The organism is Ectopseudomonas toyotomiensis (genome assembly GCF_017167985.1).
Classification (GTDB): domain Bacteria; phylum Pseudomonadota; class Gammaproteobacteria; order Pseudomonadales; family Pseudomonadaceae; genus Aquipseudomonas; species Aquipseudomonas toyotomiensis.
In genome coordinates this window covers 724,477-749,306 of record NZ_CP070505.1, presented here as the reverse complement: position 1 = coordinate 749,306, position 24,830 = coordinate 724,477, and the positions used below count along the sequence as shown (strand labels likewise).

17 protein-coding genes are annotated in these 24,830 nt (G+C 64.5%); 12 read left to right on the top strand and 5 right to left on the bottom strand.

The genetic code is table 11. The features are described from left to right. Positions 1-41: 41 nt before the first annotated feature. The 8 genes from JWV26_RS03295 to JWV26_RS03260 all read left to right on the top strand — a co-directional run bounded on the left by JWV26_RS03295 (position 42) and on the right by JWV26_RS03260 (position 9,110). Positions 42-545 carry a sigma-70 family RNA polymerase sigma factor gene (locus JWV26_RS03295; protein WP_206418391.1) on the top strand — a complete coding sequence of 168 codons (504 nt, stop codon included), beginning with the start codon at positions 42-44 and terminating at the stop codon, positions 543-545. Then, on the top strand, positions 542-1,483 hold the full coding sequence (locus JWV26_RS03290; RefSeq protein WP_206418390.1) for a FecR domain-containing protein: 942 nt from the start codon (positions 542-544) through the stop codon (positions 1,481-1,483). The genes JWV26_RS03295 and JWV26_RS03290 overlap by 4 nt, the downstream gene beginning before the upstream one ends. A gap of 88 nt (positions 1,484-1,571) precedes the next feature. Next, complete coding sequence (locus JWV26_RS03285; RefSeq protein WP_206418389.1) at positions 1,572-4,019, top strand: TonB-dependent siderophore receptor; 2,448 nt, start codon at positions 1,572-1,574, stop codon at positions 4,017-4,019. 111 nt (positions 4,020-4,130) lie between these two features. Then, positions 4,131-6,257 carry a TonB-dependent siderophore receptor gene (locus tag JWV26_RS03280; RefSeq protein ID WP_074916908.1) on the top strand — a complete coding sequence of 709 codons (2,127 nt, stop codon included), beginning with the start codon at positions 4,131-4,133 and terminating at the stop codon, positions 6,255-6,257. 72 nt (positions 6,258-6,329) lie between these two features. Next, entirely contained in the window at positions 6,330-6,626 is a 297-nt protein-coding gene (locus tag JWV26_RS03275; protein WP_206418388.1) for a DUF3649 domain-containing protein, read from the top strand. Continuing rightward, the gene (locus tag JWV26_RS03270) at positions 6,623-8,152 is read left to right on the top strand and encodes a PepSY-associated TM helix domain-containing protein (RefSeq protein ID WP_074916904.1); all 1,530 of its coding nucleotides are present in this window, start codon (positions 6,623-6,625) and stop codon (positions 8,150-8,152) included. Before JWV26_RS03275 ends, JWV26_RS03270 begins: the two co-directional genes overlap by 4 nt. Beyond that, positions 8,152-8,472 (top strand): DUF3325 domain-containing protein, encoded by a 321-nt coding sequence (locus JWV26_RS03265; RefSeq protein WP_394327903.1) that lies wholly within the window; start codon positions 8,152-8,154, stop codon positions 8,470-8,472. Before JWV26_RS03270 ends, JWV26_RS03265 begins: the two co-directional genes overlap by 1 nt. Before the next feature lie 143 nt (positions 8,473-8,615). Continuing rightward, positions 8,616-9,110, top strand: coding sequence for a phosphate-starvation-inducible protein PsiE (locus JWV26_RS03260; protein WP_206418387.1), 495 nt, complete (start codon positions 8,616-8,618; stop codon positions 9,108-9,110). A 61-nt stretch (positions 9,111-9,171) separates the two neighbouring features. Here JWV26_RS03260 and JWV26_RS03255 read toward each other — a convergent pair whose 3' ends face one another. Then, on the bottom strand, positions 9,172-11,802 hold the full coding sequence (locus JWV26_RS03255; protein WP_206418386.1) for a DEAD/DEAH box helicase: 2,631 nt from the start codon (positions 11,800-11,802) through the stop codon (positions 9,172-9,174). Positions 11,803-11,947: 145 nt separating this feature from the next. After that, positions 11,948-12,820: an AraC family transcriptional regulator gene (locus JWV26_RS03250; protein ID WP_206418385.1), complete on the bottom strand. Its 873-nt coding sequence runs from the start codon at positions 12,818-12,820 to the stop codon at positions 11,948-11,950. A gap of 217 nt (positions 12,821-13,037) precedes the next feature. Here JWV26_RS03250 and bglX point away from each other — a divergent pair, with 217 nt between their 5' ends. The 4 genes from bglX to JWV26_RS03230 all read left to right on the top strand — a co-directional run bounded on the left by bglX (position 13,038) and on the right by JWV26_RS03230 (position 20,386). Continuing rightward, a complete protein-coding gene (gene bglX / locus JWV26_RS03245) occupies positions 13,038-15,332 on the top strand; it encodes a beta-glucosidase BglX (RefSeq protein ID WP_206418384.1) in 2,295 nt (764 codons plus the stop codon). Between the two features lie 260 nt (positions 15,333-15,592). Further along, the gene (locus JWV26_RS03240) at positions 15,593-17,128 is read left to right on the top strand and encodes a glucan biosynthesis protein G (RefSeq protein WP_206419170.1); all 1,536 of its coding nucleotides are present in this window, start codon (positions 15,593-15,595) and stop codon (positions 17,126-17,128) included. Further along, positions 17,121-19,661, top strand: a complete 2,541-nt coding sequence (gene mdoH / locus JWV26_RS03235) for a glucans biosynthesis glucosyltransferase MdoH (RefSeq protein ID WP_206418383.1) — start codon at positions 17,121-17,123, stop codon at positions 19,659-19,661. Before JWV26_RS03240 ends, mdoH begins: the two co-directional genes overlap by 8 nt. A 191-nt stretch (positions 19,662-19,852) precedes the next feature. Next, the gene (locus JWV26_RS03230) at positions 19,853-20,386 is read left to right on the top strand and encodes a cytochrome b (protein ID WP_093050173.1); all 534 of its coding nucleotides are present in this window, start codon (positions 19,853-19,855) and stop codon (positions 20,384-20,386) included. Positions 20,387-20,598: 212 nt separating this feature from the next. Here the strand turns inward: JWV26_RS03230 and JWV26_RS03225 are convergent, their stop codons facing one another. The 3 genes from JWV26_RS03225 to JWV26_RS03215 form a co-directional block, all read right to left on the bottom strand. Continuing rightward, complete coding sequence (locus JWV26_RS03225; RefSeq protein ID WP_093050176.1) at positions 20,599-21,786, bottom strand: MFS transporter; 1,188 nt, start codon at positions 21,784-21,786, stop codon at positions 20,599-20,601. Between the two features lie 106 nt (positions 21,787-21,892). Then, on the bottom strand, positions 21,893-22,792 hold the full coding sequence (locus JWV26_RS03220) for a LysR family transcriptional regulator (RefSeq protein WP_206418382.1): 900 nt from the start codon (positions 22,790-22,792) through the stop codon (positions 21,893-21,895). 20 nt (positions 22,793-22,812) lie between these two features. Beyond that, positions 22,813-24,726: a DEAD/DEAH box helicase gene (locus tag JWV26_RS03215; protein WP_206418381.1), complete on the bottom strand. Its 1,914-nt coding sequence runs from the start codon at positions 24,724-24,726 to the stop codon at positions 22,813-22,815. Between the last annotated feature and the right edge of the window lie 104 nt (positions 24,727-24,830).

Sequence of the window (24,830 nt, the reverse complement as noted above, 5' to 3'; positions counted from 1 at the left end):
TCGCATTCGTTTCTGTCCTGTCTCATGGAACACTCTCGGCGATGGCCCAACCTCTTTCAGGCGATTCCCTCGCAACGCTCTATCGCGGCCATCACAGCTGGCTGCTCGGCTGGCTGCGCCAGCGCCTGGCCTGTCCGCAGCAGGCGGCCGATCTGGCCCAGGATACCTTCGTGCGCCTGCTGTTGCAGCGCGAGGCGCAGGCTCCGCGTGAGCCGCGGGCCTTTCTCGCCACGGTCGCCCGTGGCCTGCTGATCGATCACTACCGCCGCGCCAGTCTGGAGCGTGCCTACCTGGACGCCTTGGCGCAGTTGCCCGAGCCAGAGGTGCCTTCACCGGAGAGCCAGGCGCTGGTCATGGAGACCCTGGTGGCCATCGATCGCTTGCTCGATGGTCTCAAACCGGTGGTGCGCGAAGCCTTCCTGCTGTCGCAACTGGATGGCCTGACCTACCCGCAGATCGCCGAGCGCCTGGGCTTGTCGGTCAGTTCCATCCAGCAGTACATGACCCAGGCCTTCACTCATTGCTACCGGGTGGCCTACGCATGAGTGCGCTCGACGAAACGGTGCAGCAGGCGATTGCCTGGCGCGTGCGCCTCGCCTCGGGTACTGCCACGGCGCACGAGTTGCACTTGTGCGCCGACTGGCGGGCAGCCGATCCGCAGCACGAGCAGGCCTGGCAGCGCCTGGAACACCTGGGCCAGCAGTTTGTCGGAGTCTCGGCGCCACTGGCCAGGCAGGCGCTGGCGGGCGCTCAAGTGGATCGTCAGCGGCGCCGCGCGCTCAAGCAACTAGGCCTGTTCGGCAGCCTGGTGGCCGCCGGGGTGCTGGGCCAGCACCTGCAGCCCTGGCAGCCGTTGCTGGCGCAACAACGTACCGGCACCGGTGAGCGGCGCCGCCTGCAGTTGGCTGATGGCGGCACCCTGTATCTCAACAGCGATACCGCGTTGGATATCCACTACAGCAACGAGCGCCGCTTGATCCAGCTGTATCAGGGCGAGATTCTCGTGCAGACCGCCGCCGACCCGCTGGGTCGGCCGTTTCTGGTGAGTACCGAGCAGGGCCTGCTGCGCGCCCTCGGCACGCGTTTCCAGGTGCGCCAGCAGGCGCATGCCTGCGAGCTGGCGGTTTATCAGGGGGTTGTCGAGGCACGGCCCAGAGGTGGTGTGACGCAGCGCATCGAGGCCGGGCAACGGGTGCATCTGAGCGCTGGCGCGCTGCACGAGTTGGGCAGTGCCAATGTCGATCGCGGGCGCTGGGTCGATGGCCTGCTGGTGGCCCACGACATGCCGCTGACGGAGTTTCTCGCCGAGCTGGGGCGCCAGCGACCGGGCGTGTTGCGCTGTGCGTCGGAGGTGGCCGGGTTGCGTATCTCCGGGGTCTTCCCGCTGGACGACAGTGACCGCGTGCTGGCGATGCTGGCGCGTACCCTGCCGGTGCGGGTGGTCTATCGCACCCGCTATTGGGTCAGCCTGCAGGCTACCTGAAAATAGTTCGCAAATTCTTTTGCAGGTTTTTCTCGTTCGTCCGGCTTCCCAGGCAATCGTTACCTCACGCTATGCCGAAGGAGTCGTCATGCCCCGCGTTGTCCGTCGTTTCCAGCCCCTGGCACGTGCCGTACGCGCCGCACTGCTGAGTCTCAGTCTGCCGCTGGCGCTGTTGCCCGTGGCGACCCCGGCCTGGGCTGCGCAGCCTTACCAGGTCAGTGCCGGCGCGCTGGAGTCGGCACTCACCGAATTTGCTCGGCAGTCCGGTGTGCTGCTCAGCTTCGACCCGGCGCTGACCCGGGGGCGCAGCAGCTCCGGGCTGCAAGGGCACTACTCGCTGGAGCAGGGCTTCGCCCAACTGCTGGCCGGCAGCGGCCTGCGCGTGGTGCTGGACGGGCAGAGCGACTATCGCCTTGAACCGGCGCCGCAAGCGGCAGCCGACAGCCTCGAGCTGCAGAGCCAGACCGTGACCGCCCAGCCGGCTGAACGCGCCAACGGCCCGGTCGGGAGCTATGTCGCCAGCCGCAGCGCTACCGCCACCAAGACCGACACGCCGCTGCTGGAAACCCCACAGGCGATCAGTGTGATCAGTCGCGAGCAGATGGATGCACGCGGCGTCACCACCCTGGAAGAGGCGCTGCGCTACACCCCGAGCATCAGCGTGCCCTACGGTTTCGACACCCGTTACGACTGGTTCAGCATCCGTGGTTTCGATGCCAAGACCCGGGTGTTTCGCGATGGCCTGGTGCAACCGACCAGCACTTACGGCCTGCCGCGTCTGGACAGCTGGGCGATGGAACGCATCGAGGTGCTGCGTGGTCCGGCGTCGGTGCTCTATGGCCAGGCCGAGCCTGGTGGCATCGTCAACCAGGTGAGCAAGCGGCCCAGCGAAACGGCGCGCAATGAAGTCCGTGTACGCGCCGGTAGCGACGATCTGGCGGAGCTGGCCGGCGACTTCGGCGGGGCGTTGAGCGACGATGGTTCGCTGCTCTATCGGGTGGTGATGCTTGGTAACGACGCGAACGCCCAGGTCGACAAGACCGGCATGCAGCGGCAGATGCTGGCGCCTAGCCTGACCTGGCGGCCGAACGCCGACACCGAGCTGACGCTCCAGGCCGCCTACCAGAAGGACGACGGGCGCTACGGCTTCAGCACGCACTTCTCGCCGTACCTGCGCGACACCTTCAACCTGCCCTACGACCGCGATCCCGACTTCTTCGATGGCGAGCCGGATTTCAACGACTTCCCGCGCAGCTACTATTCCGTCGGCTATCAGTTGTCGCACCGTCTCAATGACACCTGGACCCTGCGGCAGAATCTGCGTTACGACGAGACCAGCCTGGAATACAGCTACATCAACGCCTATGCCGTGTTGCCGTCCGACGGCCGCACCCTGCTGCGCAGCGCCGGCGTGCAGGACGAACACATGAGTGGTTGGGGCGTGGACAATCAGGCCGAGGCCAGTTTCGCCACCGGCAGCGTCGAGCACAACCTGTTGCTCGGCCTCGACTGGCGCCGCAGCCGCTCCAACGAAACGGCCTATTATGGCGCCACGGTACCGCCGCTGGATCTGCTCGATCCGCAGTACGGTCGGCCACTCGCATCGCCGGCCATCGATCGCAAGCAGAGCCTGCTGACTCGCCAGACCGGCCTCTACCTGCAGGACCAACTCAAGTTCGGCGACCACTGGCGGCTGTTGCTTGGCGGCCGCTACGACTGGGCGCAGAACCAGATCGACGACGCCCTGCAGGCCGACAGCAAGACCACCAGCGAAGCCTTCAGCGGTCGCGCGGGGCTGGTCTATGTGTTCCACAACGGTCTGGCGCCCTATGTCAGCTACAGCGAATCGTTCAACCCGGTCAGCGGCAGCGATACCCTCACGGGCAAGTCGTTCGACCCGGAGCGCGGCAAGCAGTACGAAATCGGCGTGAAGTACCAGCCCGAGGGCGCGCGCAGTTTCGTCAGCCTGGCACTGTTCGACCTGACCAAGCAGGACTACGTGCTCAACGACAGCAGCAGTGATCCGGGGCGTACCCTGCGCCGTCAGGTGGGGGAGGTCAGCTCCCGCGGCATCGAACTGGAAGCCTTGGCCAGCCTGGCCGAGGGCCTGGATCTGAGTGCGTTCTACAGCTACACCGATGCCTTCGTCAGCAAGAGCCCCAACGCCTGGGAAAAGGACAGCCGCCTGCCGCGTACCCCGCGTGATTCGGCCGGCGTCTGGCTCGACTACACCCAGCTCAGTGGGGCATTCAAGGGCTTCGGCGGCGGCATCGGCGTGCGCTACGTCGGCGAGAGCCGGTATGTCGCGCGCAACGCCGCGCTGGCGTTCAACCCGACGCTGGAACCTATCGTCAGCGTCGAGTCCGAGGCCTACACCCTGGTCGACGCCAGCCTGCACTATCAACTCGATGGCATGCGCTTGGCGCTCAACGCCAGCAACCTGCTGGACAAGGAGTACGACACCTCCTGCAGCGAAGTGACCTGCTACTACGGCTACGGTCGCACCCTGACTGCCAGCGCCAGCTATAGCTGGTGAGTGGGGGAGGCCGTCAGATGGCGTCATTTTGCAATTGATATTTAAAATAAAAACATTTCTCACTAATATGTCGCCGCCTTACACGACCTTCACATTGCCTAAGGAGTCGCAATGCCTACCTCCACTGTCCACCGTTCCCTGACCAGCTCCGTCCGCCTGGCAACCCTGGGTTTGGCGCTAAGTCCGCTGATGGTACTGGCTGAAGAGGAGGCCGTTGAGCTCGAGGCGCAGAGCATTGTCGCGACCCAGCAAGTCGAGCGCGCCAACGGGCCGGTGGCCGGCTATGTGGCGAGCCGAAGTGCCACCGGTACCAAGACTGATACGCCGCTGCTGGAGACGCCGCAGTCGGTCAGCGTGATCACCGCCGACCGTATCCGCGATCTGGGCTCACTGACCGTGCAGGACGCGCTTCGTTACACCGCCGGCATGCGAGGAGAAACCTATGGCCTGGACAGCCGCGGCGACTGGTCGATGATTCGCGGAAGTGCGCCAAGCATCTTCCTTGACGGCTTGCAGCAGACCTTTGGCAGCTACACTAATATTCGCTCCGATCCGTTCACCCTGGAGCGCATCGAGGTGCTCAAGGGGCCATCCTCGATGCTCTATGGGCAGACACCGGTTGGTGGTCTGGTCAACCTGGTGAGCAAGCGTCCGCAGGCTGAGCAGCGTACCGAGTTGCAGGCGCAGTACGGCAGTTTCGACCGCAAGCAACTGGCAGTGGATAGCACCGGCCCGCTGAACGAGGAGGGCACTCTGCTGTACCGCGTGGTAGCAGTGCAGCGCGACAGCCAGACCCAGGTCGATCACGTCAAGGACAACCGCCTGGTGCTGATGCCCTCGCTGACCTGGAAGCCCAGCGAAGACATCGAATGGACCCTGCTGGTCAACGTGCAGAAGGACGATACCGGCTCAACCAGCCAGTTCCTGCCGCATCGTGGCACCGTGTTGGGTGCGCCTTATGGCGAGATCGATAGCAACACCTTCGTCAGCGAGCCGGGCTTCGATGAGTACGACAGCGAACAGGTTGCGCTGACCTCGCAGTTCTCCTGGCGTCTGGACGACACCTGGACGTTGCGGCAGAACCTACGCTGGCAGAAGAGCAAGGTCAGCTACCAGACGATGTACGGCTGGCCGCCAGTGCTGCAGGCCGACAACCGCACTGTCAATCGGGTGTTTTCCATCTCCAAGCCCGAGGTGAAGGTCTGGGTAGCCGACCATCAGGGCGAGGCGCGTTTCGACACCGGCCCGCTGCAGCATACCTTGCTGCTCGGCAGCGATTACCAGCACGCGGTGACCAACCGCGAACGTGCCAGCGGCGCCGCCACGCCGTTGGATGTGTACGACCCGGTATACGGCACCTTCGACCCCTCCGGCACCCCCTTGAGCGAAGATCCGGAACAGCGGGCGGTGCAGAAGGGCCTCTACGTCCAGGACCAGATCCGTTATGAGAACTGGTTGCTGACGCTCGGCATGCGCAAGGACTGGGCCGAGAGCAAGACTCAGGGGCGCGTGGGGCAGAAGGACGACGACGTCACCGGGCGGGTCGGCCTGACCTACCTGTTCGATAACGGCCTGGCGCCCTATATCAGTTACAGCGAATCGTTTCAGCCGATCATTGGCCTCAACAGCCGTACCCTCGACCCGTACAAACCGATCGAGGGCAAGCAGTGGGAGCTGGGTGTCAAGTATCAGCCGCTGGGCAGCAACAGCCTGTTCACCGCGGCGGTCTACGACCTGCGTGAACAGAACCGGCGCATGCCTGACCCGAACGATCCGCTGAACACCCTGCAAAATGGCGAAACCCGTGCCCGCGGCCTGGAATTGGAAGCGCTGGTGGAGATCAACCCGAACTGGAACCTCATTGCCACCTACAGCAAGACCGACACCGAAGTGCTCAAGGGGGCGCCAGCCGAAGAGGGCAAGCGCCTGGCCAGCGTGCCGGAGGACATGGCCTCGCTGTGGAGCCAGCATCGTTTCAGCATCGCAGGCATTCCCGGCTTCAGCGCCGGTGCCGGGGTGCGCTACGTGGGGGCCAGTTGGGACGGCCTCGACCGGCTGAAAACACCGTCCACCACTCTGTTCGATGCCATGCTCGGCTACCAGTACCAGAACTGGAATTTCACCCTCAACGCCAGCAACCTTGAAGACGAAACCTACTACACCACCTGCCTGTCCCGCGGTGACTGCTTCATCGGTAGCCGCCGTACCGTGGTGGGCACCGTGGGCTATAGCTTCTAGATCCTGCGCGCTAGGACGGCGCCCGCGATGCGGGCGCCGCTCCGAACCCGATCAGCGAACAACGAGCAGACCGTGAGCAAGCAACCTTCTCCTACCCCTTGGAATATCGCTTCGCGGATCCTGGCCGCACTGTTCGGTGGCTATGCCCTGGCCTACGGATTTACCGCGTTCTTCTCCGTCTACCTGCCGCTGGCGCGCGCTGACCGTGTGGTGTTCGCCAGCCTGCTGTGCTTTGCCGTATGGAGCGCTGCAGCGATCTATGCGTTCGCTGCGCGCAGCGCCCTGCGTGCCTGGATGCTGCTGGTGGGGCTGACAGTCCTGGCGTGCCTGGCTGCCTTCCTTCCTGCCGAGTTCGGAGCGCGCCCATGAGTCTGCGGCAATCCATGGCCGGTTTACACACCTGGGGCGGCCTGCTGCCCAGTTGGCTGCTGTTCGTCATCCTCTTCAGTGGCACCGTGGCCTGCTTCGACAAGGAACTGGAGCGCTGGATGCGCCCGGCGCTGCACCTGCCGCAGGGCTCTACGCTGAGCGCCGAGCAGCTGCGTGGCTGGCTGCAGGCCAACGTCGCGGACGAACTGCACGCCTTCTGGCTGCGTCCACCGAGCGAGCGTGCTCCGTTCTGGCAACTGGCCTGGGAGGTCGACGGCAGTGAGCGGATCGAGCGCCGCGCCTTCGCCCCGCACAGCCTGCAACCCTTGGCCGAAACCCAGGGCGGCGAGTTCTTCTTCAAGCTGCACTATGAGCTGCACGGCGGCATGCTCGGGCGCTATCTGGTTGGTCTGGCTGGCATGTTCATGCTGGTGGCGCTGATCTCGGGGGTGATCATCCACCGGCGCATCTTCAAGGATTTCTTCACCCTGCGCCCGGCAGCCAACGGCCAGCGAGCCTGGCTGGATGCGCACAACCTGTTCGGTGTGGCTGGCTTACCCTTTCACCTGCTGTTGGCCTACACCGGCGTGGCGATCTTCGTCGCCTCCTACATGCCGGCTGGCGTTCAGGTGGCCTACAAGAGCGATATCGCGCACTTCTTCAGCGAGGTGATGGGCGGGTATCACCGCGAGGAGCTGCATCGTCCCGCGGCTGCAGCGGTTTCCCTCGATACGCTGATCGAGCAGGCGCGCACGCACTGGCAGGGCGGCGAGCCAGGCTGGATCAGCGTGCACCACCCGGACGATGCCTCGGCGGTGGTGGAGGTGCGCCGCGCTGATAGCTCGCGCATCGCCAACCCGGCCGATACGCTGAGCTTCGATGCCGGCACCGGCGAATTGCTGCATGAACAGCGTGCGCCTGCCGGCTACAGCACTTACCTGTGGTTGGTTGGTCTGCATATGGCGCAGTTCGGTGGCGCCCTGGTGCGGGCGGTCTATCTGCTGTTGGGGCTGGCCGGCTGCGCCATGCTGGTGGCTGGCAGCCGGGTCTGGCTGAGCAAGCGTGCGGCCCGTGGTGGGCGGGGTATCGGTGTGGTGCGTGCGCTCAACGGTGCGGTGTTCGTCGGCCTGCCGCTGGCCAGCCTGGCTCTGCTGTGGGGCAATCGCCTGCTGCCCGAGAATCTGCCTGCGCGGGCCAGTTGGGAGGCCTGGGTGTTCGTCGCCAGTTGGTTGCTACTGGCGTTGTGGGCGGTGCTGCGCCGGCACAGCCCGCGTCTGCTGCGTCAGCAATTGACCCTCGGCGCGCTGCTGGCCCTGGGCCTGCCGCTGCTGTCCGGGCTGCTGGCGCCGCAGGGTCATCTGCTGGCCAGCCTGGCACGCGGTGACTGGGCGTTGGCCGGTATCGATCTGTTCCTGTTGCTGACTGGCCTGCTCTGCGCCTTGTACGTTTGGCGTCTGGGCGTGCCGTCGGCGCTGCAGGTCAGGCCGGCGCAGGCATCGCGCGAGCCGGCCGGGGAGGTACGCTGATGCTGCTCGCTTTTGCCTTGGCCTATCTCGGCATGCTCGCCCTGTGCCTGACCATGTCGCGTCATCACAAAGCCTTGCTCGGCGGCGAGCCCGGGTCTTTGCGCCAGCGCGTTCTGCGCTGGGCTGCAGCGATCTGCTTCGCGCTTGCCCTGGGTTTGTGCAGCCTGAGCCTGGGTGGCGAGATCGGCGCGGTGCTGTGGCTGTGCCAACTGATGCTCGCCGCACTGCTGCTGGTCGCCGTGCTGGCCTGGCGCCTGCGCTGGGCTTTGCCGGTCGCGGCGCCGCTGCTGGCGAGCGGGATGCTCAGTTGGTGGCTCTGAAAGGCCTGCGGCAATCCGCGCCTGTGTCTTTGCGTCACATCCCTGCATCATCCTGAAGCTGGTGTTTTTCCTGCATGATCGCTGGGGACGGGCATCCATTTCGGATGTCCGGGCCGTTATGCAGGGCTTTGGGGAGTGACACGATGAATTGGGCGGAACGTCTGCGTATGGGCATGCATGGCCTGGCGGAATCCTTGGGTAATCTGCTGATGGAGGCCTTCCATTACCTGGCGCTGTTCGCCATCGGGGCGATCACGGCCTGGGCGGGGGTGATGACCTTTATCGGCATGCTGGAGAAGGGCCACATCACGGTCGATGACATTCTGTTGCTGTTCATCTACCTGGAATTGGCGGCGATGGTTGGCATCTACTTCAAGACCAACCACATGCCGATTCGCTTCATGATCTATGTGGCGATCACCGCGTTGACCCGTTTGCTGATTTCCGACATTTCCCACACGCACAAGCCGAGCTGGGGCGTGGTGATGGTGTCCGGGGCTATCCTGTTGCTGGCCCTGGCGATTCTGGTGGTGCGCTACGCCTCGTCGCGCTTTCCCGCCGTGGCTGGCCCGCACCCGCGCAGCAAGGCGCGTAACCGCGAGGATGCCGAGTCCGAGCGCGACGATGCGTCTGATTGATACCTGGGGTGGGTGACGCTCTTTTCATCCACCCGTGCGGGCGTCAGGGTGGCGCGAGGCGTCAGTCGAGCGGCGCGAACAGCGCCGCCAGGTCCTCTTCATCCAGTTGCCACTGGCCCTGGCTGCCACCGTCGAGCACGCCCTTGGCCAGGTTGGCCTTGGCCTGCTGCAGTTGCTGGATTTTCTCTTCGACGCTGCCACGGGCAATCAGCTTGTAGACGAACACAGGTTTGTCCTGGCCGATGCGGTAGGCGCGGTCACTGGCCTGGGCTTCGGCGGCTGGGTTCCACCAGGGGTCGAAGTGAATCACGGTATCGGCGGCGGTCAGGTTGAGGCCGCTGCCGCCAGCCTTGAGGCTGATCAGGAACACCGGAAACTCCCCCGCCTGGAAGCGTTGTACCGGCGTGCGTCGGTCCTGGGTGCTGCCGGTCAGCTTGGCGTAGGTGATCTTGCGTGTCTGCAGTTCTGCTTCGATCAGCGCCAGCATCGAGGTGAACTGGGAAAAAAGCAGCACCCGGCGGCCTTCGTCGACCAGCTCCTGGAGCATGTCCAGCAATGCGCTGAGCTTGCCCGAATCAGTGGCGCTCAGCTCGCCGTCGTCGTCACCCAGCAGACGCAGGTCGCAGCAGCTCTGGCGCAGGCGCAGCAGCGCCTCGAGGATGACGATATGGCTGCGGGCCAGACCCTGGCGGGTGATTTCCTCGCGTACCTTCTGGTCCATGGCCAGGCGCAGAGTCTCGTAGCGGTCGCGCTGCAGCTGGGTCAGCTCGACCCATTGAGTAATCTCGGTTTTCGGCGGTAGTTCGCTGGCCACCTGTTCCTTGTTACGACGCAGCAGGAACGGACGGATGCGCCCGTTCAGGTGATTGAGGCGCTGGGCGTCTCCACGTTTTTCGATGGGTGTGCGGTAGTCGCGGGTGAAGGCCTTGGCGTCGCCGAGCCAGCCCGGCATGAGGAAGTGGAACAGCGACCAGAGCTCGCCCAGGTGGTTTTCCAGCGGTGTGCCGGTCAGGCACAGGCGCAGGTCGGCCTGCACCTGTGCCGCTGCAGTGGCCGCCTTGCTGCGCGGGTTCTTGATGTTCTGCGCTTCGTCGAGAATCAGCAGGCGATAGCGCTGCTGGTTCAGCGCCTTGAGGTCGCGCGGCAACAGGGCGTAGGTGGTAAGGATCAGATCGTGCTTGGCGATTTCCTCGAACAGCGCCTTGCGCTTGTTGCCGTGCAGGGCCAGTACGCGCAACTGCGGGGTGAAGCGCGCCGCTTCGTCCTGCCAGTTGGGAATCAGGCTGGTGGGCATGACGATCAGCGCGGGCTTGTCGAGGCGGCCCGCTCGTTTCTCGCAGAGGATATGCGCCAGGGTCTGCAGGGTCTTGCCCAGGCCCATGTCGTCGGCCAGTACACCACCGACGCGCAGTTCGGCCAGGGTCTGCATCCAGTTCAGGCCCTGCACCTGATAGGTGCGCAGTTCGGCCTGCAAATCCTCGGGTGGCGCAATTTCACGTACCGACAGGTCCTGCAGGCGCTGGGCGAAGCCGCGCAACTCATCGCCGCCTTGCCAACTGAGTTCGTGCCCCTGGGCCAGTTCGGCCAGGCGTGCGGCGTCGGCACGGCCCAGGCGCAGCGGCAGATGATCGTCGCCAGGGTCGCGGAAATATAGCTCGCCGAGCGTGGCCAGCAGCGGCTTCAAACGGGCGAAGGGCAGGGCGATGCGTTTGCCGCCCTGCGGCAGGCTGACCAGCAGGCGATCTTCGTCGGCGCGCTGGGCCAGCGCTTCGGGCGCCAGTAGCCAGGGCGTGCGGCGAATGGCCTGGAGCAGAATCGGCAGCAGACTCAGGCGCTGGCCTTCAACTTCGATGCCCAGCTCCAGATCGAACCAGTTCTGCTGCGGATCTTCCTCGACCTCGGCGTACCAGTCGTCGACCTCGGCGAGGTTGTACTGGAAGTCCGGGCGCATGTGGATTTGCCAGCCCTCGGCGCGCAGCTGCGGCAGTTGCTGCTGGACGAAATCCAGCCAGTCGCGCTCGCGCTCCAGCTCGAACGGCTCGCCGGCTTCTGCCGGCAGCGCCTCGCTCTGGCGCAGGGCTACCTGCAGGCCGAGACTTTCCAGACGTTTGCGCAGGCTGGCTTCGGCACCGCCGTCGCGGATCAGGCGCAGGTTGGTTTGCTCATCCAGGCGCTTGACCAGATCCTTGGCCGGTTTGCCGAAAACCTTGTGCCCGGCGTAGTCGAAGGCCAGCGCTGCGCGGTGCTGGGTCTGTTCCTGCATGCGCCCTTTGCGTGCGTCGAAATGCACGCGCACCTGGCTGCCCAAGCTGAGGATGGCGGAGGGGGTGATACCTTCGAGGCGTGTTTCCGCCAGTTCCTTGTTCAGCACGATGATGTCCGACAGGTCGCTGCCAGCGCGCTGTTGAGCTTCCAGGGTGAGCAGGGCAGCGACCACGTGCTTGCAGTTGAAGCCAACCGGGCAGTTGCAGTGGCCGGTCACGCTCCATTTGCGCCCGTAAGGGTGCAGCGTGATGCGCTGCTGGTAGGTCTGACCGCCGGAGCCGCGGCAGTTGGCGAGCAGGCTGTGGTCCTTGAGGCTGAGCAGTTTGCTGCGCTTTTCTTCGGCGTAGGCAATGCCGCGGCGCAGGTCGCCCGCGCCGAACTCGGAACGCCAGTCCTCCTGGCGTAACTGGTGAATATCCAGAGGCATCAACGAAGCCTCGTGGCGAAAAGGAATGGGCGCATGACTGGGCCGTGGCAATGCAAAGCCGCAGATTTTCGCATAGCCGCGTGACGATTAGCAGGCGTGGCGCCGAGATTGCCGACGGCAGGGCGGAAGGTGGGTTGTTTCCGTTCTACAGGAATGCAGCGCGGTACTGCCCCGGTGTGGCGCCCAGTGCCTGGCGAAAACGATTGCTGAAATGGCTGGCGCTGGCGAAGCCGCAGGCCAAGGCCACCTCGCTCAGAGCAGGGGCTGGCTGACGTAGCATCTGACAGGCACGTGCCAGGCGTCGGGCCAACACGTAACGATGGGGCGGCAGGCCGAAACTGCTCTGGAACATTCGCGCGAAGTGGTATTCCGACAGGGCACAAAGCGCGGCCAGCTGGCTCAGTGGCAGCGGCGTCTCCAGATGCTGTTCGATGAACTCGCGCACACGCCTGCGTTGCAGCGGTGCCAGGCCACCCTTGAGGCGCAGGCCCTGGCGCAGGCCAACCTGGTTGAGTAGCGTATGGTCGAGCAACTGGTGCGCCAGGCTGCTGGCCAGCAGGCGTTCGCCCGGCTCCTGCCAGTCGAGGGTGCACAACTGACGGAAGCGTGTGGACTGTTCGGTGTCCTCGAGGAAGGTCGCTTCTTCCAGTTGCAGGCTGCGCGGTTCGCGATCAAGCAGGGCGACCGCGCCAAGGGCGAACTGCTCCTGCTCTATATAGAGGTGGGCTAGCTGAATCTCGCCATTGATGATCCAGGCCGACTGGTGTTCGGCCGGCAGGATGCACAGTTTGTCTGGAGCGCCCTTGTTGCCGGGTTGCTCACGGCGAAATGTGCCAGTGCCGCCACTGAGGTAGCACGACAGCGTATGGTGGCTGGGGGCAAGGTAGTCACGCGCATCATGGGCGTTGCTCCAGCGTGCCACGGCCATGCCGTTGCCCAGTTCGGCCATGGCGTGCAGCCGCGCGTTGGGCGAGCGGCTCATGCTCTGGAATACCTGCAGATGTTCGAATTGCGCCATCACCATCTCCCGAATGCGGCCATGCTACGCCTGCCGACAGGCAAAACCAGAGGCGAAGAAAAAAATGCGCAAGTTTGTGAAAGTCTGGGGTCGTAATTGCTGGAACGCCTTTGAATGGTGCTTAAGTTTTTTTGCACCAACCCGCGGCGCGGCGCGAGGACTCGGAGTATCGTGGCGGCCATTCAAACAATGATTCGCATCCCGGATGCCGCTCTCGATGAAATACCTGCACCACTTCGCTCTTGCCTCTGCCTTGACCTTCTCCAACCTGCTGGCTGCCGCGCCTTCGGTCGATGACAAATCGGCCTTCATCGCCGATCTGGTAGGCCGCATGACCCTGGAGGAAAAGGTCGGCCAACTGCGTCTGATCAGTATCGGCGGCGACATGCCGCGTGAGCGCATCCGCGAAGAGATGGCCGCAGGGCGTATCGGCGCCACCTTCAACTCGGTGGTACGCCCGGAAAACCGTCCGATGCAGGAGGCGGCGCTGCGCAGTCGCCTGGGTATCCCGGTGTTCTTCGCCTACGACATCATCCACGGCCATCGCACTACTTTTCCGATTGGGCTGGGGCTGGCCTCGAGCTGGGACATTCCTGCCATCGAGAACAGCGCGCGGGTCGCGGCCTTCGAGGCCAGCGCCGATGGCCTGGACATGACCTTTGCGCCGACCGTCGACATTTCCCGCGATCCGCGTTGGGGCCGCACGTCTGAAGGTTTCGGCGAGGACCCGTACCTGGTTTCACGCATTGCCGCCGCCATGGTGCGCGGTTATCAGGGTAAGGATCCCAGCGACCCGCAGCGCATCATGGCCAGCGTCAAGCACTTCGCCCTGTACGGCGCGGTGGAGGGTGGGCGCGACTACAACGTGGTCGACATGAGCCCGATGCGCATGTACCAGGATTACCTGCCGCCTTATCGCGCCGCCATCGATGCCGGTGCCGGCGGGGTGATGGTGGCGCTGAACGCGATCAATGGCGTGCCAGCTTCGGCCAATACCTGGCTGCTGCGTGATCTGCTGCGTCGCGACTGGGGCTTCAAGGGCGTGGCGCTCAGCGACCACGGTGCGATCACCGAACTGCTGCGCCATGGTGTGGCCGCCGATGGCCGTGAGGCTGCAAAACTGGCCGTCACGGCAGGTGTCGGCATGAGCATGGCCGACACGCTCTACGATCAGGAGCTGCCTGCTTTGGTGCGCAGCGGCGTGGTGCCGCAGAGCGTGCTGGATGAAGCCGTCACCCATGTACTGAACACCAAGTACGACCTTGGCCTGTTCCACGATCCGTTCCGCCGCATCGGCCGCGCCGAAGACGACCCGGCCGACGTCAATGCCGAAAGCCGCCTGCACCGCGCCGACGCACGGGCCATGGCACGCGACTCCCTGGTGCTGCTGGAAAACCATGGCGACACCCTGCCGCTGAGCAAGAAGACCACTGTCGCCCTGATCGGCCCGCTCGCCGATTCGCCCGTGGACATGCTCGGCAGCTGGTCGGCGGTCGGTGTGGCCGAGCAGGCAGTGACCCTGCGCAAGGGCATGGAGGCGGCGCTGCAAGGCCAGGGCAAGCTGCTCTACGCCGTCGGCGCCAATGTCACCGACGATGCCCATGTGATCAATTACCTCAACCAGCTCAATTGGGACCGCCCTGAAGTGGTGCTGGACAAACGCACACCACAGGCAATGCTGGACGAGGCCGTGAGCGTCGCTGCTCAGGCTGACGTCATCGTCGCGGCGGTGGGGGAGGCACGCGGCATGTCCCACGAGTCGTCCAGTCGCACGCGTCTGGATCTGCCTGACAGCCAGCAGGCGCTGCTGCGTGCGCTCAAGGCCACTGGCAAACCACTGGTGCTGGTGCTGATGAACGGTCGGCCGCTGGCGCTCGGCTGGGAGAAGGAAAACGCCGATGCGATGCTGGAGACCTGGTACAGCGGCATCGAGGGTGGCAACGGCATCGCCGACGTGCTGTTCGGTGAGCACAACCCCTCTGGCAAGCTACCGATCACCTTCCCACGTTCGGTCGGACAGATTCCCACCTACTACAACCACCTGCGCCTGGGCCGTCCGTACACACCCGGCACACCGGGCAACTACACCTCGCAGTATTTCGAGGAGCCCAACGGCCCGCTCTATCCGTTCGGCTACGGGCTGAGCTACAGCGACTTCCAGCTGTCGACGCCGAAGCTGTCCGCCGAGCGCATGACGCCGGGCGAGAAGATTCGCGTCAGCGTCACGCTGAAGAACACCGGGTCACGGGCTGGCGCGACCGTGGTGCAGCTGTACCTGCACGACGAGGCCGCTTCGGTGATCCGTCCGATGAAGGAACTCAAGGATTTTCGCAGGGTCAAGCTTGAAGCAGGTGAGGCGCGCGAGCTGAGTTTCGAGATCGACGAAACCATGCTGCGTTTCTATAACGCCAGCCTGCAGCATGTCAGCGAGCCAGGTGCCTTCCGTGTCCAGTTGGGGCTGGATTCGGAGAGCGTGCAGGAGGCGCGTTTCGAATTGTTGCCACGCCAATGAGGGTGTGGCCCAAGGAGGCGAAAAATATACTCGCGCGAGCACCTGTGCCGGACTTCACGATCTGGTAATAATGCGCAGAAAGAATCCGCGCATGCGGAGACGTCACCGTTCGGTTGGCTGTCTGCATCGTGCTCGCGTTGTGTTTGTACCATTCGCCCGTTTTCAACTCCCTGCAGCGGCCGCCCCTGGGCTTGCCGCTGCTTGTCAGTACGTGTTGCCCTGGAGGCTGTGTGTCGATGAGTCGTTGTTCTGGAGCCCGTATGGGCAAGGCCGGCAAGCTGGCCCTCTGTGTGCTCCCTCTGTTGTTCGCTGCCCAGAGCTGGGCCTTCGATCTGGATGATGTGGCGGTCAAGGCCAAGGCGCTTGCCGCCGAAAGCTACAGCGCCCCGCAAAGCAATCTGCCGGCTGCGCTGCGCGAATTGCCGTTCGCTGGCTATCAGAAGGTGCGCTTCCTTGAGGAAAAAGCACACTGGGCTGATGGCAAGACGCCGTTCCGGCTGTACTTCTTCCACCAGGGCATGCACTTCGATGTGCCGGTGAAGATCAACGAAGTGACCGCCGAAGGCACCCAGGAAATCAAGTACGATCCGTCGATGTTCGACTTCGGCGATCTCAACCTGAACCCGGATGATCTCAAGGATCTGGGCTTCGCCGGCTTCAAGGTGATCAACGAGATCAATGCCAAAGGTACGCATGACGAAGTGATGAGCGTGCTGGGCGCCAGCTACTTCCGTATCGTCGGCAAGGGTCAGGTGTTCGGCCTCTCGGCGCGTGGCCTGGCCATCGACACCGCGCTGCCATCGGGCGAAGAGTTCCCGCGTTTCAGCGAATTCTGGATCGAGAAGCCGCAGCCCGATCGCCGCAGCCTGGTGATCTACGCACTGCTCGATTCGCCGCGTGCCACCGGCGCTTACCGCATGGAAATCAAACCGGGGCGCGACAGCGTGCTCGAGGTGCAATCGAAGGTCTACCTGCGTGAGAACGTCGAAAAGCTCGGCATCGCGCCGCTGACCAGCATGTACCTGTTCGGTGCCAACCAGCCCTGGCCGCGCCCGAATTACCGCCCGCAACTGCATGACTCCGATGGCCTGGCCATCCATGCCGGCAATGGCGAGTGGATCTGGCGTCCGCTGAACAACCCGCAGCGCCTCAACGTCAGCAGCTATCGTATCGACAACCCACGTGGCTTCGGCCTGATGCAGCGTGGTCGCGACTTCAACCAGTATCAGGATCTCGACGACCGCTACGAGCTGCGCCCGAGCGGCTGGGTGGAAACCGTCGGCGATTGGGGCGCGGGTCATGTCGAACTGGTGGAGATCCCCACGCCGGACGAAACCAACGACAACATCGTCGCCCTGTGGCGCCCCGAGAAGCTGCCGGCCCCGGGGGAGTCGCTGGATGTGGCCTATCGCCTACACTTCAGCCGTGACGATGCCAAGCTGCATGATCCGCAACTGGCGATGGTCAGCCAGACCCGGCTGTCGGAGGGTGACATCAAGCAGGCCAACCTGATTCGTCAGGCCGATGGCAGTACTGCACTGGTGGTCGATTTCGTCGGTGAGGAGCTGGCCAAGCGTTCGCCCGACGTGGCGCCGACCGTTCAGGTCAGCGTCGATGGCAACGCCGAGTTGCTGGAAGACAGCCTGCGTTACAACCCGGTCAGCAAAGGCTGGCGCCTGATGTTGCGCATCAAGGTCAAGAACCCGGCGCAGCCGGTGGAAATGCGCGCTGCCCTGGTCGAGGACGGCAAGTCCTTGTCGGAAACCTGGAGCTATCAGCTGCCTGCCCATGAATAACACTCTAGACCCCACGCAAATCCAGGATTATCTGGGGGAGCTGCCGCTCGATCATGAGCGGCAGGAAGCTCTGGCTCATCGCCTGGAAGAGGAGGGCGGGGATCTCGCCACCTTGCACCGTGCCCTGCACGAAGACGATCTTGCGACTGCCGAGCCTTTGGAAGAAACCCGCGAGATGCTCGAGTCGGTGCCAGCTCGTCTGTCTCTGGGCTGGCCGGACGCGCTCGAACGCGGCTGCCGCATCGTGCAGGACCACCAGGGCCGGCCCACCATCGATTCGACGCCGCCGATCAAGCGCACACGCATGGTGCCGGAGCCCTGGCAGATCAACATCCTGGATCGCGGCTGGCGTCGCTTGAAGGGCGAGAAACCCGCACCGCGGCCACGCACGCGTGAGAGCGAGGACTTCGCCGAAGAGCACTGGCGCCACGTCGCGGCGGTGCGCCGTACTGCGCTGCTGGTGCTGATGGTCGTGCAGACTGTTGTCGCCACCTGGTACATGAAGTCGGTGCTGCCCTATCAGGGCTGGTCGCTGGTCGATCTGGGCCTGGTGTTCGAGCAGCCCTGGCAGGAGTCAGCGCGGCAGATCCTGCCCTATGTGGTGCAGACCAGCATCCTGGCGCTATTTGCCCTGCTGTTCTGCTGGGTGTCGATGGGCTTCTGGACCGCATTGATGGGCTTCTTCCAACTGCTCAAGGGGCGTGACCGCTACAGCATCTCCGCCAGCAGCTGCGGTGATGAGCCGATTTCGCCGCGGGCACGTACCGCCCTGGTCATGCCGATTGCCAACGAGCATGTGCCGCGTGTGTTCGCCGGCCTGCGTGCGACCTTCGAGTCGCTCAAGGCCACCGGACAACTCGAGCACTTCGATTTCTTCGTCCTCAGCGACAGCAACGACCCGGACATCTGCGTGGCCGAGCAACAGGCCTGGATGGAGCTGTGCCGCGAAGTGGAAGGCTTCGGCCATATCTTCTACCGCCGTCGTCGGCGTCGGGTGAAGCGCAAGAGCGGCAACATCGACGACTTCTGCCGGCGCTGGGGCAGCAACTACCGCTACATGGTGGTGCTCGATGCCGACAGCGTGATGAGCGGCGAATGCCTGACCCGCCTGGTACGCCTGATGGAGGCCAATCCGGGTGCCGGCATCATCCAGACCGCGCCCAAGGCGTCCGGGATGGACACCCTCTATGCGCGCCTGCAACAGTTCGCCACCAGCGTCTACGGGCCCCTGTTCACGGCTGGCCTCAACTTCTGGCAGCTGGGTGAGTCGCATTACTGGGGCCACAACGCGATCATTCGGGTCAAACCCTTCATCGAGCACTGCGCCCTGGCGCCGCTGCCGGGCACCGGTTCCTTCGCCGGCGCGATCCTCTCCCACGATTTCGTCGAAGCCGCGCTGATGCGCCGCGCTGGTTGGGGCGTATGGATCGCCTACGACCTGCCGGGCAGTTATGAAGAGTTGCCGCCGAACCTGCTCGACGAGCTCAAGCGTGACCGCCGCTGGTGCCATGGCAACCTGATGAACTTCCGCCTGTTCCTGGTGCGTGGCATGCATGCCGTGCATCGCGTGGTGTTTCTCACCGGGGTCATGTCCTACCTGTCCGCGCCGCTGTGGCTGTTGTTCCTGGTGCTCTCGACCTGCCTGCTGGCGATTCATACGTTGATGGTGCCGGAGTACTTCCTGCAGCCCAACCAGCTCTACCCGCTGTGGCCGCGCTGGCAGCCACACGAGGCCATCGCCCTGTTCTCGGCGACCATGACCCTGCTGTTCCTGCCCAAGCTACTCAGCGTGTTGCTGATCTGGATCAAGGGCGCCGAGGCCTACGGTGGTCGTACGCGGGTGCTGTTGTCGATGCTGCTGGAGGCCTCCTGCTCGGTGCTGCTGGCACCGGTGCGCATGCTGTTCCACAGCCTGTTCGTCACCGCCGCCTTCCTCGGTTGGTCGGTGCAGTGGAACTCGCCGCAGCGCGTGGATGACTCGACCCCCTGGAGCGAAGCCTTCCGCCGTCACGGCACTCAGGTGCTGATCGGTATCAGCTGGACGGCGCTGGTGGCCTGGCTCAACCCGGACTTCCTCTGGTGGCTGGCACCCATCGTCGTGTCACTGGTGCTGTCGCCGGTGGTCTCGGTGCTGACCAGCCGCACGGCCCCGGGCCTGGCAGCACGGCGCAGCAAGCTGTTCCTGATTCCGGAAGAACACAAGGTGCCGGTGGAGCTGAGCAACACCGCCGAGTACGAGCAACTGAACAGCTCACGGGCTCTGCGCAAGGGCTTCCTGCGTGCAGTGGTCGACCCGCTGTACAACGCCCTGGTCTGCGCCATGGCCCGTGCCCGCCACGCCAAGGTGGTGCCTGCTGCCGAAGCGCTGCGCGACGAGCGTATCGATGAGATCCTCAGCGCCGGGCCTGAGGGCAAGGTCGAGGCGACCCGCTGGCGTCTGCTCAACGATCCTGACGGCATGGCGCGCCTGCACGCGCGCATCTGGCAGGAGCCGCAACACCACGCCTGGCGCGAAGCCCTGCGCGACGCCTGATCATCCGCTACGCCCCCGCTTGCCGGGGGCGTGGCGTGATGCTCTTCTGACATACCCGCTAACATCTGTAGGCGCATCAACGCTCTGCTGCGCGGCACCATTGCGTCTGGGGCGGGTCTTTGCCTCGGATGGGGCATTCGGCCGTCTGGCCCGAACACCGTTTTCGTACATGACATTGGAGAGGAACCACGATGTCGAATCTGCATGACTCCGCGCAACGCTATGGTGCGGTTACACGCTGGCTGCACTGGGGTATGGCCGTTTTGCTGGGGTGGCAATTCTTGACCGTACTGGCGCATGCGCTGATGGAAGACAGCGCGCTGGATAAATTCCTCTGGGGCACGCACAAGGCGACCGGGCTGTTGCTCATGGTGCTGGTGGTGATTCGCCTGTTCTGGGCGCTGTATAACAGCAACCGCCGGCCGGCGCCTGTCAGCACAATGGCACGCTTCGGCCACCTGGCGTTGTATGGCCTGCTGTTCGTGATTCCCTTTGTCGCGCTGCTACGCCAGTACGGCTCGGGCCGCGAGTTCGTCGCCTTCGGCATGACCATCATGCCCGGCTTCAGCGACGCCAAGATCGAATGGATGATCGCGCCCGCCAGCCTGCTGCATGGCAACCTCGGCTGGCTGCTGCTGTTCATGGTGATCGGCCACGTGGCCATGGCGTTCGTTCATCGCCGCCAGGGCGGCGAGGACGTGCTGGCGCGCATGATCGGGCGCTGACTCAGGGTGGTATGGCAAAAGGCTTACACGCCCAGGCGGCAACCACCACTGTTGCCATCGTGAGCCGATCTCTAATCTACACACATCCCCTGCAGCGACGGATTGCTGAGGATCAAGGACGATGACCAAGCCAGGATTGGCTACCGACAGGATGTCGGATGGTTGGGAAGAAACCCGCTTCGGCGGGTTTTTTGTTGCCTGCGGAAAAGTGTTCACTCCTCCTTGCCAATGAAGGCCAGAAGCGCCAGCAGCGGCAGTCCGGCAGCCAACAGTGCCGTGCCCGACCAGCCGAAACGCTCGTAGACCGGGCTGGCCAGTGCAGAGCCGATGGCGCCGCCCACGAAGATGCTGGTCATGTACAGCGCATTGAGCCGGGCGCGGCTCTGCGGCTCCAGTGCGTAGATGCTGCGCTGGCCCAGCACCATGCTCATCTGTACGGCGAAATCCAGCACGATGGCAGTGACGACCAGGCCGATCCAGCCCAGTCCGGCGCTCAACAGGTTGGGAGCGAAGGCCAGTGGTGCCAGGATCAGCGCCACCAGGCTGGCGCGCCAGGTATGGCCGGCATCGGCCAGACGCCCGGCGATAGGCGCCGCGACTGCGCCGATGGCGCCGGCAAGGGCGAACAGGGCGATGTCCTGCTGGCTCAATCCGAGGTGGCGCGACAGTTCCAGCGGCGCGACTGTCCAGAACAGACTGAAACTGGCGAACATCAGGCCTTGATAAAGCGCGCGGCGGCGCAGTGTCGGATAGCGGCGCAGCAGATGAGCCAGCGAGGTCAGCAGTTGCCCGTAGCTGGCGCGGTGCCTGGGGGCGTGGCGCGGGATGGTGGTGGCGATTACCAGGGTGATCAGCAGCATCAGGGCGGCCGCCATCAGGTACACCGCACGCCAGCCAAACTCGCCTGCTACCAGGCTGGCCAGCGGCCGCGCGAGCAGGATGCCGAGCAGCAGGCCGCTCATGATGTTGCCCACCACGCGGCCACGGCTGGCCTCCGGCGCCAGGTTGGCGGCCAGGGGGATCAGCATCTGTACCGAAACCGAGCTGAGGCCGATCAGCAGTGCCAGGCCAAGAAACACATCCGGTTGATTCGCCAAGGCCGCCGCCAGCAGGCAGAGCAGGGCGGCCGCGGTGGTGATCAGCATCAGCCGGCGGCTTTCCAGCAGGTCGGCCAGCGGCACCAGGAACAGCAGGCCGAGGGCATAGCCGATCTGCGTCAGCGAAACGATCAGGCTGGCGCGCTCGGCGCTGAGGCCGACATCCGGGGCGATCAGCTCGATGATCGGCTGGGCGTAGTAGAGGTTGGCGACGATGGCGCCGCAGCAGAGGGCGAACAGCAGCACCAGTGCCTGCGGCAGGGCTGGCGACTCGCTCGTGAGTGAGGAGGTCTGGCTAGTCATGTGGGATCTCGGTGAGAGGGAACGACAGGCGCAAGGTTAGGCAGGCGACGCCAGGCGGAGAATCCGTCGAATCGGCAATAGTGCGTTGCGCACTGTGCAAAGGCGCTCAGCGCTGCAGCAGCGCCTGAAGGAACTCACTGAACGCGGCGATACGCTTCGACCCCCGGTGATTGGGCAGGTACAGCAGGTGGATGGTGCCTTCGTGCGGGCCAGGGGCAACTTCGTAGTCGGGCAGCAGGCGCTGCAGCCTGCCACTGTCCACGTCGTCGCGTACCAGCCAGTCCGACAGCAGTGCCACGCCCTGACCGGCCACGGCTGCCTGACGCAGGATATCGGCGTTGTTGCTGCGCAGGCTTCCTGTGACCGGCACCTGCAAGGTCGTTCCGTCCTGCTCGAAGCGCCAGCAGTGCGCCGGGCTGCCGTAGTCATACTGCAGGCAGGCATGCGCCTGGAGTGCGTCCGGATGTTCGATGGGCGAGGTGCGTGCCAGATACTGCGGACTCGCCACCAGCCAGCGCGTGAAACTGCCGACGCGCTGGCTGACCACGTCGTCGCTGATGATGGAAGAGCCCAGGCGCAGCGCCAGATCGACCCGTTCGCTGAGCAGGTCGACCACCTCGTCGGTCACGCGCAGGGTCAGCTCCAGTTGTGGGTGTCGCTCCAGCAGTTCGCCGAGGTGCGGGGCGATGATGCGCCGAGCGAACTCCACCGGCACGCTTACCGCCAGGCGACCACGCACCTCATCGCCGTTGTCGGTCACGGCGGCATCGGCTTCGTCGAGGGCATCGAGAATGGCCAGGGCGCGCTCGAAGTAGTCGCGTCCGGCCTCGCTGACGCTGATCTGCCGCGTGTTGCGGTTGAGCAGTACGCAGCCCAGTTCCTGTTCAAGAGCGTTGACCGCACGGGTCACCGAGGAGGTGGCCAGGCCCAGCTGCCGCGCCGCAGCGGAAAAACCACCACAGCGAACGGTGGCGACGAAGGTGCGCAGAGCCAGCAATTTGTCCATGGAAACGCCCGAAATGCCGATCAGCCTGAAGCTTGCGCGATTGGCCGGCTCGCTGCCAAGCATTGCGTGGCGCCTTGGGCCTTGCGCGTATACCACAGCACCCGGCTTACGCCACGGGTGATGGCCACATAGGCCAGGCGCCGGGCTTCGTCCTGCATGGCCTGGTCGTAGCTGCCGGCGAAGAAGCCGCACTGGGCGTAGAGCGCGTTGCGCAGCGGGTGCTTCTCCACCGGCAGGCAGTCGTCGAGGATGATCGCCACTTCGGCCTGCAGGCCCTTGGCGCGGTGGATGGTCATGGCTCTGACCGGCAGCGTCTTGTCCAACTGCGCGCGCACCTGCTGCAGGGGCTCGTTGCGCCGGCTGAGCAGCAGTACGGCGGTGCGATCCGCGTTGGCGCGCTGGCTGACGTGCTGGCACTGCGCGGTGATTTCCTTGAGCAATGCCGGCAGGCCGCTGGCCAGGTCGAAGCGCTGGATCAGCCTGACGCCATGATCGCCCGGTTGCATCGCCTTGGCCGCGACGCAGGTCTTGGCCTGCTTGTTGTGCACTTCAGCGAGCACCTTCTCGCCATCGCGGATCACCGGCTCGATGCTGCGGTAGTTGGTGCCCAGCAGCAAGGTGGTGCTCTTGCTACGGCCACGGCTGGGAAAGTGCCGGTCGAAGTCGATGAACAGCTCCGGCGAGCTGCCGCGCCAACCGTAGATCGACTGCCAGTCATCGCCGATAGCCATCAGGCTGATGCGCTCGCCCGCCGCGTGCAGGCGGCGATGCACGGCCTGCAGCCACAGCACGATCTGCGGCGAGATGTCCTGGAATTCGTCGATCAGCAGATGGCTCAAGGCGAGCAGGGCGGGGCCGGGTTTGCCGCCGTCGCTGTTTAGGCGCTCGCTCAACTGCGCGAACGCGCCGTTGAAACTGATCAATCCCTGCTTTTGCAGCAGAGCGCTGAAGTGCAGTTGGAAGCGCTGCATGGCCTCGATGAAATCACGCTCGCGGGGCGCGCAGTCCAGGGTTTTCACATCCAGACGGTCGAGGCGAATGCCCAGACTCTCAGCGAAGTCGATCTGTCCGTGCAGTAGCTCGAACAGTGGCAGGGCGGCGAATTCGCCGGTCAGCTTGCAGGCATCCAGCGGCGCCTTGGCTTTGCCCTTTGCTGGCTCTGCGGGGGCCGGCAACTTGAGCAGGCGGTGAGTCAGCGCGCGAAAGCGTGCGTCCTCGGCGTAGGCATGCTGGTAGGTCTGCCTGAGCAGGCGCTGCTGCGCGGGGCGCAGGCGAGCACCGGTGAGTGGGTTGTCTGGTTCGTCGCTGGGGTCGTCCAGTTGCTCGAACCAGCGCGGGTTACCCAGGTTCTCCTTGGCCAGCGTGGCCATGGCCGCATGGAAGGTACGCACGCACTGGCGTGCATCGTGCGGGTAGTGCCAGAAGTCGAGCAGGCGTTGCAGGCGCTCACGCAACTCGCTGCAGGAGGCGTTGGTGAAGGAAATCACCGTCAGACGCTTGGGATCGACCTCCAGGTGGCAGAGCAGGAACACCACACGCAGTACCAGGGTGCTCGACTTGCCCGAGCCGGCGCCGGCGAAGATGCGTGCCAGCGGCGCACGGCAGAGGATCATCGCCCATTGTTCGTCCGATGGTGCGCCGATCAGCCTGGCGTTCACCGCCTGCGCCACGCGTTCGCGCATGGCCTGTACCTGAGCGTCTTCGACCTTCAGCCGGGTGCCGGGGTAGATCCCTGCAGGGCCGGGTTTACCACTGTCAGTCTTGCGGCCGCTGGCTTTCTTGTTGCCAGTGGACTTCTTCTTGCTTTGCTTGCGTGCAGGTTTACGTGGCTGCGCGGCTTCGCGCTCGGCACGCAGGTAGGCGGTGGTGTGAGGGAAGTAGCGGGCGAGGGCGCTGGACAGCAGTTGTTTGTAGCGCGCGACAGCAGAAAGCATGCGTTGAGAATGACCTGACGGATAAAAACCGCATGATAAAGCCTGCAGCGCGATGGCAGGCAGTGATGGCGTAGCGATAAATGCGCAACTTTGTGCAAGCGCCC

What these genes read in the sequence shown, in the direction of transcription:
- JWV26_RS03295 (WP_206418391.1), top strand. Translation starts at nt 42, where the DNA reads ATGGCCCAACCTCTTTCAGGCGATTCCCTCGCAACGCTCTATCGCGGC.
- JWV26_RS03290 (WP_206418390.1), top strand. Translation starts at nt 542, where the DNA reads ATGAGTGCGCTCGACGAAACGGTGCAGCAGGCGATTGCCTGGCGCGTG.
- JWV26_RS03285 (WP_206418389.1), top strand. Translation starts at nt 1,572, where the DNA reads ATGCCCCGCGTTGTCCGTCGTTTCCAGCCCCTGGCACGTGCCGTACGC.
- JWV26_RS03280 (WP_074916908.1), top strand. Translation starts at nt 4,131, where the DNA reads ATGCCTACCTCCACTGTCCACCGTTCCCTGACCAGCTCCGTCCGCCTG.
- JWV26_RS03270 (WP_074916904.1), top strand. Translation starts at nt 6,623, where the DNA reads ATGAGTCTGCGGCAATCCATGGCCGGTTTACACACCTGGGGCGGCCTG.
- JWV26_RS03265 (WP_394327903.1), top strand. Translation starts at nt 8,152, where the DNA reads ATGCTGCTCGCTTTTGCCTTGGCCTATCTCGGCATGCTCGCCCTGTGC.
- JWV26_RS03260 (WP_206418387.1), top strand. Translation starts at nt 8,616, where the DNA reads ATGAATTGGGCGGAACGTCTGCGTATGGGCATGCATGGCCTGGCGGAA.
- JWV26_RS03255 (WP_206418386.1), bottom strand. Translation starts at nt 11,802, where the DNA reads ATGCCTCTGGATATTCACCAGTTACGCCAGGAGGACTGGCGTTCCGAG.
- JWV26_RS03250 (WP_206418385.1), bottom strand. Translation starts at nt 12,820, where the DNA reads ATGGCGCAATTCGAACATCTGCAGGTATTCCAGAGCATGAGCCGCTCG.
- bglX (WP_206418384.1), top strand. Translation starts at nt 13,038, where the DNA reads ATGAAATACCTGCACCACTTCGCTCTTGCCTCTGCCTTGACCTTCTCC.
- JWV26_RS03240 (WP_206419170.1), top strand. Translation starts at nt 15,593, where the DNA reads ATGGGCAAGGCCGGCAAGCTGGCCCTCTGTGTGCTCCCTCTGTTGTTC.
- mdoH (WP_206418383.1), top strand. Translation starts at nt 17,121, where the DNA reads ATGAATAACACTCTAGACCCCACGCAAATCCAGGATTATCTGGGGGAG.
- JWV26_RS03230 (WP_093050173.1), top strand. Translation starts at nt 19,853, where the DNA reads ATGTCGAATCTGCATGACTCCGCGCAACGCTATGGTGCGGTTACACGC.
- JWV26_RS03225 (WP_093050176.1), bottom strand. Translation starts at nt 21,786, where the DNA reads ATGACTAGCCAGACCTCCTCACTCACGAGCGAGTCGCCAGCCCTGCCG.
- JWV26_RS03220 (WP_206418382.1), bottom strand. Translation starts at nt 22,792, where the DNA reads ATGGACAAATTGCTGGCTCTGCGCACCTTCGTCGCCACCGTTCGCTGT.
- JWV26_RS03215 (WP_206418381.1), bottom strand. Translation starts at nt 24,726, where the DNA reads ATGCTTTCTGCTGTCGCGCGCTACAAACAACTGCTGTCCAGCGCCCTC.